This window comes from Streptomyces sp. NBC_01460 (genome assembly GCF_036227405.1).
In the GTDB taxonomy this organism is placed as follows: domain Bacteria; phylum Actinomycetota; class Actinomycetes; order Streptomycetales; family Streptomycetaceae; genus Streptomyces.
On sequence record NZ_CP109473.1, the window covers coordinates 5,682,475 to 5,700,525 of the forward strand.

At 68.8% G+C, this 18,051-nt stretch carries 20 protein-coding genes; 14 read left to right on the forward strand and 6 right to left on the reverse strand.

Annotated features, from left to right (window positions below; genetic code table 11):
* The first annotated feature begins 230 nt into the window (after positions 1-230).
* From OG488_RS25800 to OG488_RS25845, 10 genes are all read left to right on the forward strand, one after another.
* Positions 231-668 (forward strand): hypothetical protein, encoded by a 438-nt coding sequence (locus OG488_RS25800; RefSeq protein ID WP_329232898.1) that lies wholly within the window; start codon positions 231-233, stop codon positions 666-668.
* A gap of 222 nt (positions 669-890) precedes the next feature.
* The gene (atpB, locus tag OG488_RS25805; RefSeq protein WP_329232899.1) at positions 891-1,706 is read left to right on the forward strand and encodes a F0F1 ATP synthase subunit A; all 816 of its coding nucleotides are present in this window, start codon (positions 891-893) and stop codon (positions 1,704-1,706) included.
* A gap of 77 nt (positions 1,707-1,783) precedes the next feature.
* Positions 1,784-2,029, forward strand: coding sequence for an ATP synthase F0 subunit C (atpE, locus tag OG488_RS25810; RefSeq protein ID WP_014048348.1), 246 nt, complete (start codon positions 1,784-1,786; stop codon positions 2,027-2,029).
* Between the two features lie 42 nt (positions 2,030-2,071).
* On the forward strand, positions 2,072-2,617 hold the full coding sequence (locus OG488_RS25815) for a F0F1 ATP synthase subunit B (RefSeq protein ID WP_329232901.1): 546 nt from the start codon (positions 2,072-2,074) through the stop codon (positions 2,615-2,617).
* Complete coding sequence (locus OG488_RS25820; protein WP_329232903.1) at positions 2,614-3,429, forward strand: F0F1 ATP synthase subunit delta; 816 nt, start codon at positions 2,614-2,616, stop codon at positions 3,427-3,429. Before OG488_RS25815 ends, OG488_RS25820 begins: the two co-directional genes overlap by 4 nt.
* Positions 3,430-3,576: 147 nt before the next feature.
* Entirely contained in the window at positions 3,577-5,148 is a 1,572-nt protein-coding gene (atpA, locus tag OG488_RS25825; RefSeq protein WP_073745255.1) for a F0F1 ATP synthase subunit alpha, read from the forward strand.
* 3 nt (positions 5,149-5,151) lie between these two features.
* Entirely contained in the window at positions 5,152-6,069 is a 918-nt protein-coding gene (locus tag OG488_RS25830) for a F0F1 ATP synthase subunit gamma (RefSeq protein WP_329232905.1), read from the forward strand.
* A complete protein-coding gene (gene atpD / locus OG488_RS25835; protein WP_103515352.1) occupies positions 6,069-7,511 on the forward strand; it encodes a F0F1 ATP synthase subunit beta in 1,443 nt (480 codons plus the stop codon). Before OG488_RS25830 ends, atpD begins: the two co-directional genes overlap by 1 nt.
* Positions 7,512-7,620: 109 nt before the next feature.
* Positions 7,621-7,995 carry a F0F1 ATP synthase subunit epsilon gene (locus OG488_RS25840; RefSeq protein WP_014154046.1) on the forward strand — a complete coding sequence of 125 codons (375 nt, stop codon included), beginning with the start codon at positions 7,621-7,623 and terminating at the stop codon, positions 7,993-7,995.
* A 142-nt stretch (positions 7,996-8,137) separates the two neighbouring features.
* The gene (locus OG488_RS25845; RefSeq protein WP_014154045.1) at positions 8,138-8,584 is read left to right on the forward strand and encodes a DUF2550 domain-containing protein; all 447 of its coding nucleotides are present in this window, start codon (positions 8,138-8,140) and stop codon (positions 8,582-8,584) included.
* A gap of 270 nt (positions 8,585-8,854) precedes the next feature.
* On the opposite strand, the gene OG488_RS25850 is transcribed toward OG488_RS25845, so the two are convergent.
* The 3 genes from OG488_RS25850 to OG488_RS25860 form a co-directional block, all read right to left on the reverse strand.
* Positions 8,855-10,741 carry a glycoside hydrolase family 18 chitinase gene (locus OG488_RS25850; protein ID WP_329232907.1) on the reverse strand — a complete coding sequence of 629 codons (1,887 nt, stop codon included), beginning with the start codon at positions 10,739-10,741 and terminating at the stop codon, positions 8,855-8,857.
* Between the two features lie 155 nt (positions 10,742-10,896).
* Positions 10,897-11,547: a response regulator transcription factor gene (locus tag OG488_RS25855; protein WP_329232909.1), complete on the reverse strand. Its 651-nt coding sequence runs from the start codon at positions 11,545-11,547 to the stop codon at positions 10,897-10,899.
* The gene (locus tag OG488_RS25860; RefSeq protein ID WP_329232911.1) at positions 11,544-12,740 is read right to left on the reverse strand and encodes a sensor histidine kinase; all 1,197 of its coding nucleotides are present in this window, start codon (positions 12,738-12,740) and stop codon (positions 11,544-11,546) included. The genes OG488_RS25855 and OG488_RS25860 overlap by 4 nt, the downstream gene beginning before the upstream one ends.
* A gap of 151 nt (positions 12,741-12,891) precedes the next feature.
* On the opposite strand from OG488_RS25860, the gene OG488_RS25865 reads away from it, so the two are divergent.
* Positions 12,892-13,449: a hypothetical protein gene (locus OG488_RS25865; protein WP_329232914.1), complete on the forward strand. Its 558-nt coding sequence runs from the start codon at positions 12,892-12,894 to the stop codon at positions 13,447-13,449.
* Here the strand turns inward: OG488_RS25865 and OG488_RS25870 are convergent, their stop codons facing one another.
* From OG488_RS25870 to OG488_RS25880, 3 genes are read right to left on the reverse strand one after another with little or no spacing between them, the layout of a single operon-like run.
* Positions 13,450-14,022, reverse strand: coding sequence for a cob(I)yrinic acid a,c-diamide adenosyltransferase (locus OG488_RS25870; protein WP_329232915.1), 573 nt, complete (start codon positions 14,020-14,022; stop codon positions 13,450-13,452).
* 13 nt (positions 14,023-14,035) lie between these two features.
* Positions 14,036-14,785, reverse strand: a complete 750-nt coding sequence (locus OG488_RS25875) for an ABC transporter permease (protein ID WP_329232917.1) — start codon at positions 14,783-14,785, stop codon at positions 14,036-14,038.
* Complete coding sequence (locus OG488_RS25880; RefSeq protein ID WP_329232919.1) at positions 14,761-15,576, reverse strand: ABC transporter ATP-binding protein; 816 nt, start codon at positions 15,574-15,576, stop codon at positions 14,761-14,763. The genes OG488_RS25875 and OG488_RS25880 overlap by 25 nt, the downstream gene beginning before the upstream one ends.
* Before the next feature lie 82 nt (positions 15,577-15,658).
* On the opposite strand from OG488_RS25880, the gene OG488_RS25885 reads away from it, so the two are divergent.
* The 3 genes from OG488_RS25885 (at position 15,659) to OG488_RS25895 (ending at position 17,843) form a co-directional block, all read left to right on the forward strand.
* Positions 15,659-16,300, forward strand: coding sequence for a TetR/AcrR family transcriptional regulator (locus OG488_RS25885; protein ID WP_329232922.1), 642 nt, complete (start codon positions 15,659-15,661; stop codon positions 16,298-16,300).
* 128 nt (positions 16,301-16,428) lie between these two features.
* Positions 16,429-17,277 carry a 3-hydroxyacyl-CoA dehydrogenase family protein gene (locus OG488_RS25890; protein ID WP_329232923.1) on the forward strand — a complete coding sequence of 283 codons (849 nt, stop codon included), beginning with the start codon at positions 16,429-16,431 and terminating at the stop codon, positions 17,275-17,277.
* A 242-nt stretch (positions 17,278-17,519) separates the two neighbouring features.
* Positions 17,520-17,843, forward strand: a complete 324-nt coding sequence (locus OG488_RS25895; protein ID WP_073745281.1) for an STAS domain-containing protein — start codon at positions 17,520-17,522, stop codon at positions 17,841-17,843.
* The last annotated feature ends 208 nt before the right edge of the window (positions 17,844-18,051 follow it).

Here is an 18,051-nt window from a genome sequence, read left to right on the forward strand (position 1 = left end):
TGCGCCGTGATGTTCTGCACACACGGGCGAAGTAACTCTCATGTGTGACAGCTGGCACACTTTCTGAGTAAAGACCTCATCAAATAGTTTGTGATACCGTTCACGAAGCCCGGTGAGGAGCCGAAGGACCTGAGTAGCACGGTCCATCGGCCCGAGGTATCGACCCGGACCGGGCCTACGCTCGTCCCTGACGACCACTGCCCACCCCCTGCCAACGCGGAGTAACCGCCATGCCGTCCAACGACGTCCGGACTCTCCTTCACACCGCCGTGCCCACCGCTGCCGTCGGTGTTGTCGCCGTCGCTGTCAGCGCTGCGCTCGCCGGTGGCAAGGGTGCGATCGGTGCGGCGGTCGGGACGCTGGTGGTGATCCTCTTCATGGGGATCGGACTCGGCGTCCTGCAGCGCACGGCGAAGTCCCTGCCGCACCTGTTCCAGGCCATGGGGCTGGTGCTCTACACGGTCGAACTGCTGTTGCTCTTCGTCTTCGTGGCCGCCTTCCAGAACACGACGCTGTTCAACCCGAGGGCCTTCGCCGCTTCGCTGATCGCAGCGACGCTCGCGTGGGTCGCGGCGCAGATCCGCGTGCACATGAAGACCAAGATCCTTTACGTCGAGCCGGACTCGTCCGCGGGCAGGACGCCCGAGAACACGGGGTCTTCGACGTGAGGGGTAGGGCCGGGATAAGCGAGCGTTCGAGACCCTGCTATCGTCCGGTGCCAACTGCGGCACTGCGGGCGCGGGCATCAAAATCGGCGCCTGCTTCATCGCGAGGCGTAATGCCTGAGCCGCCCCCCATCCGTAAAACCAGTCCAGTGCCGACCAGCGGCTGCTTGCCGCGCCGACACAACGAGGTTGCCGTACCTATGCGCCACGCTGAAGGAGCCCGCGGTGAGTGCTGACCCGACGACGGTGCTCGCCTTCGAGACCGACTGCCACATCTTCGACGGATGCGGCTTCCCGGCTCCTGGCCTGCACTCCTTTGTTTTCGAGCCGATGTTCACGGTCGGCGGCATCGAGATCAACAAGCCGATGCTGCTGGCGGTCCTGAGCACCGTTGTCGTCGTCGGCTTCTTCTGGGCGGCCTTCAACAAGCCGAAGGTCGTGCCCGGAAAGCTCCAGATGGTCGCCGAGGCGGGTTACGACTTCATCCGCACCGGTGTGGTGTACGAGACGCTCGGCAAGCGCGAGGGCAAGAAGTACGTGCCCCTCATGGTCTCGCTGTTCTTCTTCATCTGGATCATGAACCTCTGGGCGATCATCCCGTTCGCCCAGTTCCCGGTGGTCTCGGTCATCGGGTTCCCGGTGGCGCTGGCCGCGATCGTGTACATCCTCTGGGTCAGCCTGACCTTCAAGCGGCACGGTTTCGTCGGTGGCTGGAAGAACATCTCCGGCTACGACCCGTCGATCGGCCCGGCCCTCCCGTTCGTCATGCTCATCGAGATCATGTCGAACCTGCTGATCCGGCCCTTCACCCACGCCGTGCGACTCTTCGCCAACATGTTCGCCGGCCACGTGCTGCTGCTGATCTTCACGATCGCCAGCTGGTACCTGCTGAACGGCATCGGCATCGCCTACGCCGGTGTCTCGTTCGTGATGACCATCCTGATGACCGCCTTCGAGCTGTTCATCCAGGCGCTGCAGGCCTATGTGTTCGTCCTTCTGGCCTGCAACTACATCCAGGGCGCTCTCGCAGAGAACCACTGAGCAGCAGCCCGGCACCACCCCCGATAGTCGTCCGGTGGCCAACCCCCACCGGTTCTGAAAGAGAAGGAAGAAACGGCATGTCCGCTCTTGAGACCCTCGCCGCCGTCAACATCACGGGCAACCTCGGTTCCATCGGCTACGGCCTCGCCGCGATCGGCCCCGGCGTCGGCGTCGGCATCATCTTCGGTAACGGCACCCAGGCGCTGGCCCGTCAGCCCGAAGCTGCCGGCCTGATCCGCTCGAACCAGATCCTCGGCTTCGTGCTCTGTGAGGCGCTCGCCCTGATCGGTCTCGTCATGCCCTTCGTCTACCCGGTCGACTAATTCGCGGCATTCCCACTGCCCGAAGCGACGAAAGGCATTGATGTGAACGCCCTACTGCTGGCGTCCGAAGAAGAGATCCAGAACCCGCTGCTTCCCGCGGTGCCTGAGATCATCATCGGCCTCATCGCCTTCGCCATCGTCTTCGGTTTCCTCGCCAAGAAGCTCCTCCCGAACATCAACAAGGTTCTGGAAGAGCGCCGCGAGGCCATCGAAGGCGGTATCGAGAAGGCCGATGCGGCCCAGACCGAGGCCCAGAGCGTTCTTGAGCAGTACAAGGCTCAGCTCGCCGAGGCCCGCCACGAGGCCGCCCGTCTGCGCCAGGAGGCGCAGGAGCAGGGTGCCGTCATCATCCAGGAGATGAGGGCGGAGGGTCAGCGGCAGCGCGAGGAGATCATCGCGGCCGGCCACGCCCAGATCGAGGCCGACCGCAAGGCCGCGGCGTCCGCGCTGCGCCAGGACGTGGGCAGCCTCGCCACCGCCCTGGCCGGCAAGCTCGTCGGCGAGTCCCTCGAGGACCACGCCCGGCAGAGCGGCACCGTCGACCGATTCCTCGACGAGCTCGAGGCGAAGGCCGAGGCCGTCCGATGAACGGAGCGAGCCGCGAGGCGCTGGCCGCCGCACGCGAGCGCCTCGACGCACTGACCGACTCCACGTCGGTCGACGCGGCGAAGCTCGCCGAGGAGCTGGCAGCCGTCACCGCGCTGCTCCACCGCGAGGTGTCGTTGCGCCGGGTCCTCACCGACCCGTCGCAGGGTGGCGAGGCCAAGGCCGAGCTGGCCGGACGACTGCTGAGCGGACAGGTGGGCGGCGAAGCCGTGGACCTGGTCTCCGGCATGGTCCGTTCCCGCTGGTCGCAGTCGCGTGACCTGGTCGACGCGGCCGAGGAGCTGGCGAACACCGCCGACCTCACCGCCGCCCAGCGCGCGGGTGTGCTCGACGACGTCGAGGACGAGCTGTTCCGGTTCGGCCGGATCGTCTCCTCCGACGTGGCACTGCGGTCCGCCCTGACCAGCAAGTCGGCCACGGGCTCCGCCAAGAGCGAGCTGCTCCGCAGCCTGCTCGGCGGCAAGGCCCAGCCCGTCACGGAGCGCGTGATCACGCGCCTCGTGACGCAGCCCCGAGGACGTAGCCTGGAAGCGGGACTCGACTCCCTGTCCAGGCTCGCCGCGGAGCGCCGGGACCGCCAGGTCGCCGTCGTCACCTCGGCGGTGCCGCTGTCCGATCTCCAGAAGCAGCGCCTCGGCGCCGCCCTGGCGAAGATCTACGGCCGGCAGATGCACCTGAACCTGGACGTGGACCCCGAGGTCCTCGGCGGGATCTCGGTGCGCGTCGGTGACGAGGTCATCAACGGCACGATCGCGGAGCGCCTCGAAGAGGTCACCCGCAGGATGGCCGGCTGACAGCGCGCAGCGCCACACCCGCACCAACTGAACGAGCAAGAATTGCGGCCCGGTTGGGCCGTGCAGAAATTGCGGAAGATTCCTGGGGGTCGCCCCCAGACCCCTTTGAGAAACTTCGGGCCCAACAAGGAGAGCAGGGAACCCCAGATGGCGGAGCTTACGATCCGGCCGGAGGAGATCCGGGACGCACTGGATAACTTTGTCCAGTCGTACCAGCCGGACGCGGCCTCGCGCGAGGAGGTCGGGACGGTCAGCGTTGCCGGCGACGGCATCGCGAAGGTGGAGGGCCTGCCCTCCGCCATGGCGAACGAGCTGCTGAAGTTCGAGGACGGCACCCTCGGTCTCGCCCTCAACCTCGAGGAGCGCGAGATCGGTGCGATCGTCCTCGGCGAGTTCAGCGGAATCGAGGAGGGCCAGCCGGTGCAGCGCACCGGTGAGGTGCTCTCCGTCGGCGTCGGCGAGGGCTACCTCGGCCGCGTCGTCGACCCGCTCGGCAACCCGATCGACGGTCTCGGCGAGATCGCGACCGAAGGCCGTCGCGCCCTCGAGCTGCAGGCCCCTGGCGTCATGGTCCGCAAGTCGGTGCACGAGCCGATGCAGACCGGCTACAAGGCCGTCGACGCCATGGTGCCGATCGGCCGCGGCCAGCGTCAGCTGATCATCGGTGACCGTCAGACGGGTAAGACCGCTCTGGCCGTCGACACGATCATCAACCAGCGCGACAACTGGCGCTCGGGCGACGTGAACAAGCAGGTGCGCTGCATCTACGTCGCCATCGGCCAGAAGGGCTCCACCATCGCCTCCGTGCGCGGTGCCCTCGAAGAGGCCGGCGCGCTGGAGTACACGACCATCGTCGCCGCCCCGGCGTCCGACCCGGCCGGCTTCAAGTACCTGGCGCCGTACACCGGCTCGGCCATCGGCCAGCACTGGATGTACGACGGCAAGCACGTCCTCATCATCTTCGACGACCTCTCGAAGCAGGCCGACGCCTACCGCGCCGTGTCGCTCCTGCTGCGCCGTCCGCCGGGCCGTGAGGCCTACCCGGGCGACGTCTTCTACCTGCACTCGCGTCTGCTGGAGCGCTGCGCCAAGCTCTCCGACGACATGGGCGCCGGTTCGATGACGGGCCTCCCGATCGTCGAGACCAAGGCGAACGACGTGTCGGCGTTCATCCCGACCAACGTCATCTCCATCACCGACGGCCAGTGCTTCCTGGAGTCCGACCTGTTCAACGCGGGTCAGCGTCCGGCGCTCAACGTCGGTATCTCGGTCTCCCGAGTCGGTGGCTCCGCCCAGCACAAGGCCATGAAGCAGGTCTCCGGCCGACTGCGCGTGGACCTCGCCCAGTTCCGTGAGCTGGAGGCGTTCGCCGCCTTCGGTTCCGACCTGGACGCGGCCTCCAAGGCGTCGCTGGAGCGCGGTAAGCGCATGGTCGAGCTGCTGAAGCAGCCGCAGTACGCCCCGTTCCCGATGGAGGAGCAGGTCGTCTCCGTCTGGGCCGGCACCACGGGCAAGATGGACGACGTCCCGGTCGAGGACATCCGCCGCTTCGAGAGCGAGCTGCTCGAGTTCCTGCGCCGTGAGCGCAAGGACCTCCTGACCAGCATCGCCGAGGGCGGCAAGATGTCCGACGACACGCTGCAGTCGATCGCCGACGCGATCGCCGCCTTCAAGCAGCAGTTCGAGACCTCGGACGGCAAGCTCCTGGGCGAGGGCTGATCGATGGGCGCTCAGCTTCGCGTTTACAAGCGCCGCATCCAAGCCGTCACCGCGACCAAGAAGATCACCAAGGCGATGGAGATGATCGCCGCCTCGCGCATCGTCAAGGCGCAGCGCAAGGTGGCGGCGTCGATGCCGTACGCGACCGAGCTCACCCGTGCGGTGACCGCGGTCGCGACCGGCTCCAACACCAAGCACCCGCTCACCACCGAGGCCGAGTCCCCGGTCCGGGCCGCGGTCCTGCTCCTCACGAGCGACCGCGGTCTGGCCGGCGGCTACTCCTCCAACGCCATCAAGGCGGCGGAGCGGCTGCGTGAGCGGCTGGCGGCCGAGGGCAAGGAGGTCGACACGTACATCGTCGGCCGCAAGGGTGTCGCGTACTACGGCTTCCGTGAGCGCAAGGTCTCGGAGTCGTGGACGGGCTTCACCGACAGCCCCGAGTACTCGGATGCCAAGAAGATCGCCGAGCCCCTGATCGCGTCCATCCAGAAGGACACGGCCGAGGGCGGGGTCGACGAGCTGCACATCGTCTTCACCGAGTTCGTGTCGATGATGACGCAGAACGCGGTCGACGGCCGGATGCTGCCGCTGTCGCTCGACAAGGGCGAGGAGGAGAGCACCGAGAAGGGCGAGATCCTTCCGCTGTTCGAGTTCGAGCCGTCGGCGGAGGACGTCCTCGACGCCCTTCTGCCGCGCTACGTCGAGAGCCGTATCTACAACGCACTGCTGCAGGCCGCCGCTTCCGAGCACGCCGCCCGCCGCCGTGCGATGAAGTCGGCGACCGACAACGCCGGGGACCTGATCAAGAGCCTCTCCCGGCTTGCCAACGCGGCCCGCCAGGCCGAAATCACCCAGGAAATCAGCGAGATCGTCGGCGGTGCAGGTGCGCTGGCCGACGCGTCCGCGGGGAGTGACAAGTAATGACGACGACAGTTGAGACGGCCGCTGCCACGGGCCGCGTCGCCCGGGTCATCGGCCCGGTCGTCGACGTGGAGTTCCCCGTCGACGCGATGCCGGAGATCTACAACGCCCTGCACATCGAGGTCGACGACCCGGCCGAGGCCGGCGCTCGTAAGACGCTGACCCTCGAAGTCGCCCAGCACCTGGGTGACGGCATGGTCCGCGCGATCTCGATGCAGCCCACCGACGGTGTGGTCCGCCAGGCCCCGGTGATCAACACGGGCGAGGGCATCACCGTCCCCGTCGGTGACATCACCAAGGGCAAGGTCTTCAACACCCTCGGTCAGATCCTGAACGAGCCGGAGGCCGAGGCGCAGATCACCGAGCGCTGGCCGATCCACCGCAAGGCCCCGGCCTTCGACCAGCTCGAGTCCAAGACCGAGATGTTCGAGACCGGCCTGAAGGTCGTCGACCTGCTGACCCCGTACGTCAAGGGCGGCAAGATCGGTCTGTTCGGTGGTGCGGGCGTCGGCAAGACGGTCCTCATCCAGGAAATGATCATGCGTGTGGCGAAGCTGCACGACGGTGTGTCGGTGTTCGCCGGTGTCGGCGAGCGCACCCGTGAGGGCAACGACCTCATCGACGAGATGACCGACTCGGGCGTCCTGGAGAAGACCGCGCTGGTCTTCGGCCAGATGGACGAGCCGCCGGGCACCCGTCTGCGGGTCGCGCTGTCCGCCCTGACCATGGCGGAGTACTTCCGCGATGTGCAGAAGCAGGATGTGCTGCTCTTCATCGACAACATCTTCCGCTTCACGCAGGCCGGTTCCGAGGTCTCCACGCTGCTCGGCCGCATGCCGTCCGCAGTGGGTTACCAGCCGACCCTGGCCGACGAGATGGGTGTGCTCCAGGAGCGCATCACCTCGACGCGTGGTCACTCGATCACCTCGATGCAGGCGATCTACGTCCCCGCGGACGACCTGACCGACCCGGCCCCGGCCACCACGTTCGCCCACCTCGACGCGACGACGGTTCTCTCCCGTCCGATCTCCGAGAAGGGCATCTACCCGGCCGTGGACCCGCTGGACTCCACGTCCCGCATCCTGGACCCGCGTTACATCGCGCAGGACCACTACGACACGGCCAGCCGCGTCAAGGGGATCCTGCAGAAGTACAAGGACCTCCAGGACATCATCGCGATCCTCGGCATCGACGAGCTGGGCGAGGAGGACAAGCTCGTTGTCCACCGTGCCCGTCGCGTCGAGCGCTTCCTGTCGCAGAACACCCACGCCGCCAAGCAGTTCACCGGCCTGGACGGTTCGGACGTCCCGCTCGACGAGTCGATCGCCGCGTTCAACGCGATCTGTGACGGGGAGTACGACCACTTCCCCGAGCAGGCGTTCTTCATGTGCGGTGGCATCGAGGACCTCAAGGCCAACGCCAAGGAGCTCGGCGTCTCCTGAGCCTCCGGCTCACCGAGGGGGGTGGGTGTGTCCCGCCCCCCTCACCACGCCCCGTAGAATCGAAACGACACCCGGCACGACCGCCGGGTGGTGACCCGAGGAGCCACCCTTGGCTGCTGAGCTGCATGTCGAGCTGGTCGCCGCGGACCGCAGTGTCTGGTCCGGCGAGGCCACCCTCGTTGTCGCACGTACCACGTCCGGCGACATCGGCGTCATGCCCGGTCACCAGCCGCTTCTGGGTGTGCTGGAATCGGGCCCCGTGACGATCCGTACGAGCGACGGCGGGACGGTTGTCGCCGCTGTGCACGGCGGTTTCATCTCGTTCGCGGACAACAAGCTCTCGCTGCTGGCGGAGATCGCCGAGCTGGCTGACGAGATCGACGTCCAGCGCGCCGAGCGTGCGCTGGAGCGTGCGAAGTCGGACACGGACGCCGGTGCCGAGCGCCGCGCGGACGTGCGACTGCGTGCGGTGGCGGCGCACTGAGCGTCCCCACGAGGAGTTTTTAACTCAGCCGCGGCCCGAGCTGGAGAGATCCAGACCGTGTCGCGGCTGAGGCAATGCAGGTGCAGTCCGGTTCGGCTCGGTTCGGTATCCGTTACTCGACGATGCGAGGAGGTCGGTGGAGATGGTCCTCGCGTTGTGGGTGGGCGGTCTGGTCGTCGTACTGGTCGCGGTGGGTCTGTTCGTCTTCGGCCTCCGCAGGCGGCTGATCCAGCGCTCCGGCGGCACCTTCGACTGCAGTCTGCGGTGGGACGTGTCCGAGGAGCCGGATCCCTCCGGCAAGGGCTGGGTCTACGGCGTCGCCCGCTACAGCGGTGACCGCGTCGACTGGTTCCGGGTCTTCTCCTACTCGCCCCGCCCGCGCCGCGGTCTGGAGCGCTCCGCCATCGAGGTGGTCGCACGCCGGCTGCCCGAGGGCGAGGAGGAGCTCGCGCTGCTGTCCGATTCCGTCGTGCTCGGCTGTCTCCACCGGGGGACACGCCTGGAGCTGGCGATGAGCGAGGACGCCCTGACCGGTTTCCTCGCCTGGCTGGAGGCGGCACCGCCCGGCCAGCGAGTCAATGTGGCTTGAGTAGAGGGTTCTCGCTGGTTGGGGGTCCCCCCGGACGGAGTCCGGGGGAGGGTCAATGTGGCTTGAGTAGAGGGTTCTCGCTGGTCGGGGGTCCCCCCGGACGGAGTCCGAGTCCGGGCACCCTCAACCAGTAGGAACCCACCTCGCCTCTTCAGGGGGCGGGACACACGAAAACCGGGGAGACAGGGGGCGGTCCTGTCTCCCCGGCGCTTTTTCCGGGGGGTGCGTGCCACCTCGTAGGGGCGGGCCGAGGCGGCCGTCGCGGACGGGCTAGTTGAGGCCGTTGTCCATCGCGGTCACGAGCTCACCGTTCGCGGTGTCACCGCTGAACTCCCAGAAGAACGCTCCGCCCAGGCCCTGGCTGTTCGCCCAGGCCATCTTGGACGTGATCGTCGCCGGGGTGTCGTAGCTCCACCAGTTGGTGCCGCAGTGGGCGTAGGCGGTGCCGGCGATCGTGCCGGTGGGCGGGCAGGTGGTCTTGAGGACCTTGTAGTCCTCGTTGCCCGCCTCGTACGTGCCCGGCGCGGCGCCGGTCGCCGTGCCGCCGGGGGCGGACTGGGTGACACCGGTCCAGCCGCGGCCGTAGAAGCCGATGCCGAGGAGCAGCTTCGAGGCCGGGACGCCCTGGGCCTTCAGCTTGGCGATCGCGGCGGCGGAGTTGAAGCCCTCCTGCGGGATGCCGGAGTAGGAGGTCAGCGGCGAGTGCGGAGCCGTCGGGCCCTTCGGTGCGAAGGCGCCGAAGAAGTCGTACGTCATCACGTTGTACCAGTTCATGGACTGGGCCGCGCCGGCGTAGTCGGCCGCGTCGATCTTGCCGCCGGTGGAGCCGTCCGCGGTGATCGCGGCGGTGACCAGGTTGCTCGCGCCGAACTTCGACCGCAGGGCCGAGGCGACGTTCTTCAGCGCGGCCGGGCCGCTGGTGTCACAGGTGAGACCGCAGGCGTTGGGGTACTCCCAGTCGATGTCGATGCCGTCGAAGACATCGGCCCAGCGCGGGTCCTCGACCAGGTCGTAGCAGGACTGGGCGAAGGCCGCCGGGTTCTGCGCCGCCTGCGGGAAGCCGCCGGACCAGGTCCAGCCGCCGAAGGACCAGAGGACCTTGATGTGCGGGTACTTGGCCTTCAGCTTGCGCAGCTGGTTGAAGTTGCCGCGCAGCGGCTGGTCCCACGTGTCGGCGACGCCGTCGACCGACTGGTCGGCGGTGTAGGCCTTGTCGTAGTCGGCGTAGGAGTCACCGATGGTGCACTTGCCGTTCTGGACGTTGCCGAAGGCGTAGTTGATGTGCGTGATCTTCGCGGCGGAGCCGGAGGTCACGAGGTTCTTCACGTGGTAGTTGCGCCCGTAGACGCCCCACTCGGTGAAGTAGCCGAGGTTGATCTTGTCGCCGGTGCCGGGGTTGCCCGGGTCGGTGGTCCCGGTGGTGCGCACGGCGACCGAGGAGCTGACCGGACCGGTCTGGTCGGCGGTGTCACGCGCCTGGACCGTGTACGAGTAGTCGGTGCCCTTGGTGAGGCCGCTGTCGGTGTACGTCGTCGTGGTGACCGTCGCGACCTTGGCGCCGTCGCGCAGGACGTCGTAGTTCTTGATGCCCTTGTCGTCCGTGGCGGCGCTCCAGCTGAGCTTCGCCGAGGTGTCCGTCACGTTGCTCGCGGTGGGGGTGCCGGGCTTGGACGGGGCGGTGTCACCGGGGACGGTGGGGCCGCCGTCACAGGAGGCGCCGTTCAGCTTGCAGCCGGAGGGGGAGCCGGAGCCGGTGCCGTTGAAGCCGAAGCTGATGCTGGCGCCCGGGGCCACCGAGCCGTTCCAGCTGAGGTTCTTGGCGGTCCAGTGGGTTCCGGAGCCGGTCACGGAGGCGTCCCAGGCGGAGCCGACCGCGGTGCCGGAGGGGAAGTCCCACTCGACGGTCCAGGAGGAGAGCGCGGTGGTGCCGGTGTTCTTGACCGTCCACTGGCCCTCGAAGCCCGTGCCCCAGTCGGACTTCTTCACATAGGTGGCGGTCGCGGAGGTGGCGGCCTCGGCGGGGGAGGCCAGGCCGACCATCGCGGCGAGGGGGAGCAGCAGTGCGGTGAGGCCCGCGACCGCTTTGGATCTCGTGGCCGAACCGGTTCCGCGTCTCCATCTGGGGCGGGACCGGCGTAGGGGGTTGTCAGTGCTCAACGGTGCTCCTCGGGTGAGGTCCGGCAAACGGGGATCAAACCCTGCGTCGCCCTGAGCCCGCTTTGTCATGGCGTACTCACCGCAGCGTGTTCGGTGAGATTAGGAAGGTCTGGACCAATCGTCAAGAGGTCCAGACCAAAGATTCGCGCACGGATTCAGAGGCCCAACTCCTGGGCGAGCACCGCTGCTTGCACCCTGCTGCGCAGTTCGAGCTTTCCGAGCAGCCTGCTGACGTGCGTCTTCACCGTGGCCTCGGCCATCGAGAGGCGGACCGCGACCTCCGCGTTCGACAGCCCCTCACCGAGACAGCCCAGCACCTCGCGCTCCCGGCGGGTCAGCGTGTCGAGCGCCTCGGGGGCGGGCCCGCGCGTCCCGCGGGCGGAGGAGGTGCCGGCGAACTCCTGGATGAGCCGCCGGGTCACGGCGGAGGCGATCAGGCCCTCGCCGCGCGCCACCGTCCGCACCGCCTCGATCAGGTCCTTGGCCTCGGTGTTCTTCAGCAGGAAGCCCGACGCACCCGCGCGCAGCGCCCCGAAGACGTACTCGTCCAGATCGAACGTCGTCAGCACCAGGACGTCCGCCAGCCGCTCCGTCACGACCTGCCGCGTCGCGGAGACCCCGTCCAGCCGGGGCATCTGCACGTCCATCAGCACCAGATCCGGACGGAGTTCACGGGCCAGGCGCACGGCGGCCTCACCGTCGCCCGCCTCGCCCACGACCTCGATGTCCGGTGCGCTGCCCAGGATCAGCACCAGCCCCGCGCGCACGGCCGACTGGTCCTCGGCGACCAGTACCCGGATCGTCATGTCCGGTACGTCCTCTCCTCGACGGGCAGTTCGGCCCGTACCCGCCAGATCTTCACGCCGTCACCCCCGGGCCGCGGGCCCGCCTCGATCGTCCCGCCGAGCAGCGCCACCCGTTCCCGCATCCCCACCAGACCGGCGCCCGAACCGGGGGCGCGCGGTCCCGGCCGGTCGCCGATGACACTGCTCACCTCGACCGTGAGCACGGTGCGCGACCGCCCCAGCCGGACCGCCACGGGGCCGGGCGCCGCGTGCTTCAGCGCGTTCGTCAGTGACTCCTGGACGATGCGGTACGCCGCGAGCTCCACCGGTGCGGGCAGGGGCCCGGACTCCTCGCGGCCGTCGTGGAGGGTGACGTCGAGCCCGCTGGAGGCCGAGTTCGCTCCGGCCTGCTCCACGAGGGCGTCCAGGGAGGCGAGGGTCGGTGCCGCGCTCGGCGGCCCGGCCGCGCCGTTCTCCCTGAGCAGCCCGATGAGCCTCCGCATCTCGGCCAGCCCGTCGACGCTGTTCTGCCGGATCACCCCGAGGGCGTCGCGGGAGGTGCCCGGATCGTCGATGGAGAGCGCGGCCGTGGAGTGGATGGCGATGGCGGAGAGATGGTTGGCGACCATGTCGTGCAGCTCGCGGGCCATCCGGGACCGCTCGGCGGTGACCGCCTGGACCCGGTCCATCTCGGCCAGCAGCGCGGTCTGGTCGGCGCGCAGACGGGCCGCCTCGGCGGCCTCCCGGTGGTTGCGCACACTGGCACCGGTGAGGGCGGGGACGAAGGAGACCATGCCGACGACGATCCCGATGAGCACGGCGTCCGCCGACGGGGCCCAGGCGACGAAGCCGACCGTCGTGGCGACCGTGAGGAGCAGCGTGATCACCGGAACGCGACGCGAGGTGGCGGGCGTGCCGTACAGCACCGCGGCGTACACGAGGTCGGTGAACATCAGCAGGGTCGCGAGGCTGCCCACCGTGAACTGATCGGCCACCAGCGCGAGGGTGCCGACGGCCAGGGCGGTGAGCGGGGCGGAGCGCCGCAGCAGTTCGAGGGCGGACATCACCAAGAGCGGCAGCAGGGACACCCAGGGGGCGTCGAAGAGACGGCCGTTCTGGATGTGGATGCCGATCACCCACAGGATCACACCGCCGGACAGCCCGGTGACCGCGAGCAGGACGTCGTCGCGATGCGGGCGCGCAAGGGAGAACACGTTCCCATCCAACACGGCGCCGGTCCCCGGCACGTCCGTACGCAGGCCGAGACGCGGCTACATCGAAGGATGCAGTCGCCTTTCGTCACTGCTGACGACGATCCGGCGCCGTACGGACGGGAGTCTGGAAGGGACCGGAAGGAGAAGTGCCGTGATCGTCACACTGATCGTGCTCTGCGAGGTCGGCTTCTGGGTCCTGCTGGCCGCCGGACTCGCCCTGCGGTACGTCGCGAGGAAACCCCGGCTGGGCGCGGCCGTGCTGCTGTGCGAGCCCCTGCTGGAGGTCGTCCTGCTGGTGGTGACGGCGATGGACCTGAAGAACGGCGCCGAGCCGGACTGGAAGCACGGCCTCGCCGCCGTCTACATCGGCTTCACGGTGGGGCTCGGCCACTCCACCATCAGGTGGGTCGACGCCAGGGTCGCCCACCGCTTCGCGGGCGGCCCGCCGCCGGTGAGGCCCCCGAAGTACGGGATGGCGCGGGCCGCCCACGAGTGGCGCACCGCCGCCCGCTGGATCGTGGCCGCGGGGACCGCCATGGCCCTGCTCCAGGCGGCGATCTGGTACGTCGGCGGGGACGGCGACACCGGCTCGCTGCAGATGTGGCAGCAGAAGATGCTCTGGGTGATCGGGATCAACCTGATCATCGCCGTGGGCTACACGGTGTGGCCCAAGCAGGAACCCAGGGACCGGGTCGGGGCGGGCCGCTGATCAGCGCTCGCCGCCCGGCACCCACAGCACGTCGCCGACCTCCTTGTTCGCCGTCCTGGCGAGGATGAACAGGAGGTCGGAGAGGCGGTTCAGGTACGTCGCCGTCAGGGCGTTCATGACGTCGCCGTGGACCGCCAGCGCCGCCCACGTGGACCGCTCCGCCCGCCGTACGACCGTGCAGGCCTGGTGCAGCAGCGCCGCTCCCGGGGTGCCGCCCGGGAGGATGAAGCTGCGGAGCTTCTCGAGCTCCTCCAGGTAGGTGTCGCAGTCCGCCTCCAGCTTGTCGACGTAGGACTGCTCCACCCGCAGCGGTGGGTACTCCGGGTTCTCCACCACCGGGGTCGACAGGTCCGCGCCCACGTCGAACAGGTCGTTCTGCACACGGACGAGGACCTTCACGACGTCCTCGGAGAGGTTCCCGAGCGCGACGGCCGTGCCGATGACGGCGTTGGCCTCGTTGGCGTCGGCGTAGGCCGAGATCCGCAGATCGGTCTTGGCGGTCCGGCTCATGTCGCCGAGGGCGGTGGTGCCCTTGTCGCCGGTACGGGTGTAGATGCGCGTCAGATTGACCATGGGTCCAGCGTAGTTACGCTCCGGCCCTGCGGAAGACGCGCGTGCCGGCCGTCACAGCCAGAAGGGCGAACGCGAGCGCCACCAGCACCCCGTACAGCATGTGCGCCGTGGCGTACGAGCCGACGTACGCGTCCCGCACGGCGTCCACCAGGTAGCGGAACGGCGTGAAGTGCGACAGCACGTCCAGCCACGCGGGGCCGAGCGTCATCGGCAGCATCAGTCCGGAGAGCAGCATGGCCGGCATGGTGAGCGAGTTGATCACCGGCCCGAACTCCTGAGGCGTACGCACCTTCATCGCGAGGGCGTACGACAGCGAGGCCAGCGAGACGGTCAGCAGGCCTACGAAGGCGAAGCCGATGAGCACCCCGGCCAGCGGTGCGCGCAACCCCATGACCAGGGCCGCGAGCACCAGCAGCACGGCCTGGAACATGAACAGCAGGGCGTCCCGCAGGACTCGCCCCAGCAGGAGGGCCAGCCGGCTCACGGGGGTCACACGCATGCGTTCCACCACCCCCGTGGACTTCTCGATGATGATCGAGAAGCCCGCGAACGAAGCGCCGAAGAGGCCCAGTTGGAGCAGCAGTCCGGGCACCAGGACCTGCCAGGAGTCGCCGGTGGAGCGGAGCGGGAGACCCGTGAGGAGCGGTCCGAAGAAGAGCAGGTAGAGCAGCGGCATCAGGATCCCGAAGAAGATCTGGAACCGGGAGCGCACGGTCTGCCGGAGGTACCGGCCGAAGATCAGTGAGGTGTCGTGGAGAAGCATCGGGCGTCCTGTACGGCGAGGGGGGCGGCCTCGGCGGCGGCCGGGGCGCGGCCGGTGATCGCGAGGAAGGTCTCGTGGAGCGAGGCGTCCGGCGAGCCGGCGTGTTCGGTCTTGAGAGCGGCCGGCGCGCCCTCGGCGACGACCAGGCCGCCGTCGATGACGACCAGCCGGTCCGCGAGGGCGTCGGCCTCGTCGAGGTAGTGGGTGGTGAGCACGACCGTCGTGCCGAAGTCGTCCCGCAGCCCCCGGACCAGGTCCCACAGGTCCTCCCGGCTGCCCGGGTCGAGTCCGGTCGTCGGCTCGTCGAGGAAGAGCAGGGGCGGGCGGTGGGTGAGGCCCATCGCGATGTCGAGACGGCGGCGCTGCCCGCCGGAGAGCGCGGCCGTCCTGCGGTCGAGCAGCCCGTCGAGGCCGAGGCGCGCGGCCAGTTCGGCCGTCCGCGCGATCGCCTCGGCCTTGCTCAGCCGGTACAGCCGCCCCTGGGTGACGAGCTCCTCCCGCACCGTGACGTGCGGATCCACCCCGCCGGACTGGGCGACGTAACCGCATTTCTCGCGGACCCCCGCGGGGTCCGCCGTCAGGTCGCGGCCGGCCACGGTGGCCGCTCCGCCGGTGGGGGCGAGCAGCGTGGTGAGCATCCGCAGGGTGGTGGTCTTGCCCGCGCCGTTGGGTCCGAGGAGGCCGACGATCTCGCCGGGCAGGACGGTCAGGTCGACCGAGCGCACGGCGTGGACGGGCCCTGCCTTGGTCGTGAAGGTCCGGGCGAGCCCGGACGTGCTGATGATGGCCATGGCGACCAGAAAAACAGAGTCACCCCAAAAATGCAATGCCTTCAAAAATGCAGGGACCCCATCGGCTGCGTAGGATGGGGCCATGACCGAGGGACTCAGGGAGCGGAAGAAGCGCCGGACCAGGCAGCACCTGTCGGACGTGGCCACCGGGCTCTTCGTGGAGAGGGGCTTCGACGCGGTCACGATTGCCGAGATCGCCCAGGCCGCGGACGTCTCCGTCAACACCGTGTACAACTACTTCCCCGCCAAGGAGGACCTCTTCCTGGACCGCGGCAGCGGCATCGTCGACCGGCTCTCGCGCTACGTCCGGGGCCGCGAGGCGGGGGAGTCCGCCGCCGACGCCGTGCTGCGCGAGCTGCGCATCCAGGTGGAGGGCGTCTCACCCACGGTCGGCCTCATGGAGGGGTACGCGGCCTTCATGAGGGTCATCGAGGGCGCCGACGGCCTCAAGGCCCGTCTCTGGCACATCCAGCAGGAGGCCCAGCTCCACCTGGAGGCGACCATGCGGGCGGAGTCCGGGGCGGATCCGGACGACCCGGCCCCGGATCTGGTGGCCGGTCAGCTCTCCTGGGTGCACAGCACCCTGATGGCGTACATAGGCGGCGAGATGGTGGCGGGCCGCAAGCCCGACGAGGTCTCCCGCGACGCGCTCGCCCTGCTCGACGGCATGGAGGACCTCCTCGGCGAGAAGGTGCTCAACTACGCGCGACGCGCGGCTGCGTGACACCGGACGGTGTGATGTCCGTCATGTGAGACGTGACGCGCATCTCTTCGCGGCCCCAGGGCCCCTCACGGGTACTAATCTCCGCCGGAGAGCATGCGAACTACCGAGAATGCATAGGGGTGCGAATCGTGGCCAGGAAGCTCGCCGTCATCGGCGCCGGACTCATGGGGTCCGGTATCGCGCAGGTCTCCGCCCAGGCGGGCTGGGACGTCGTGCTGCGTGATGTCACCGACGAGGCCCTGGCCCGCGGGCGCGGCGGTATCGAGGCCAGTTACGGCAAGTTCGTCTCCAAGGGCAAGCTGGAGGCGGCCGACGCCGAGGCCGCGCTCGCCCGGATCACCACGACCACCGATCTGGACGCGGTGGCCGACGCGGACGTCGTCGTCGAGGCCGTCTTCGAGAAGCTCGAGGTCAAGCACGAGATCTTCCGTACGCTCGACAAGGTCGTACGGGAGGACGCCGTCCTCGCCTCCAACACCTCCGCCATCCCGATCACCAAGATCGCGGCCGTGACGGAGCGCCCGGAGCGGGTCGTCGGTGTGCACTTCTTCTCGCCGGTCCCGATGATGCAGCTCTGCGAGCTGGTGCGCGGCTACAAGACCAGCGACGAAACCCTGGCCACCGCGCGGGAGTTCGCCGAGTCCGTGGGCAAGACCTGCATCGTCGTCAACCGCGACGTCGCGGGCTTCGTCACCACCCGCCTGATCTCGGCGCTGGTCGTCGAGGCGGCCAAGCTGTACGAGTCGGGCGTCGCCTCGGCCGAGGACATCGACACCGCCTGCAAGCTGGGCTTCGGCCACGCGATGGGTCCGCTCGCCACGGCCGACATGACCGGGGTGGACATCCTCCTGCACGCCACGGGCAACATCTACACCGAGTCCCAGGACGAGAAGTTCGCCGCCCCGGAGCTGATGCGCCGGATGGTCGATGCAGGTGACATCGGCCGCAAGAGCGGGCAGGGCTTCTACACCTACTGATCACGACCGGGTCCCCGGGCCGCCTGATCCGCCGTCGGGCGGACCGGGGAATCCGGGATCCGGCGCCGTCAGGCGTACGGATCCGGCGGGCGACGCCGGAGCCTTTCACCCCTCAGGGTGAATTCGGTATCGGTTCGCTTACAGACGGCAACTTCCCTGTCGCCGCGGCAGTCAGTTGTGGCAGAGGAAGAAAGAGAAACAGACAGACCGACCTTGCTACGGGGTACTCCAGGGGAGCGCATATGCACATCAGGGGCGACCACGCCGAGCTGGTCGTCGGGGGCCGCCTCGACGTCCGAAGCGCGGCGGACGCCCGTACGGTTCTGCACTCGGCCGTCGACGACGGAGCCGGCGACCTCGTGCTGAACCTGACCGAGCTGGACTCCTGGGACGCCACCGGCCTGGGCGTCATCATGGGCGCGCACCGCAGAGCCGGCCGGGCCGGCCGGCGGCTGGTGCTGCGCGGCGTACCGCCGCAGATGCAGCGCCTGCTGGTGGCCACCAGGCTCCACAGGATCCTGGCCATCGAGGGCGGGATCGCCGCGGACTCCCTGCCGCGCGTCTGAGGCGGCCGTGGGCGATACACGCACAATCCTCACGAGAACGTGATGTCGGGGGCGGCGCGGCACCCCGCCGCTTCGTAGATACTGTGCGAAGGTTTAGGGTTCGGCCGTCTGCCGATCGACGAGAACCCACTGGCGGACACCGGACCGGGAGCGACAGCGGGGCGTGCGAGGCCGGAGGGGGCGACCGCGCGCTGCGCGTCTGGGGGAC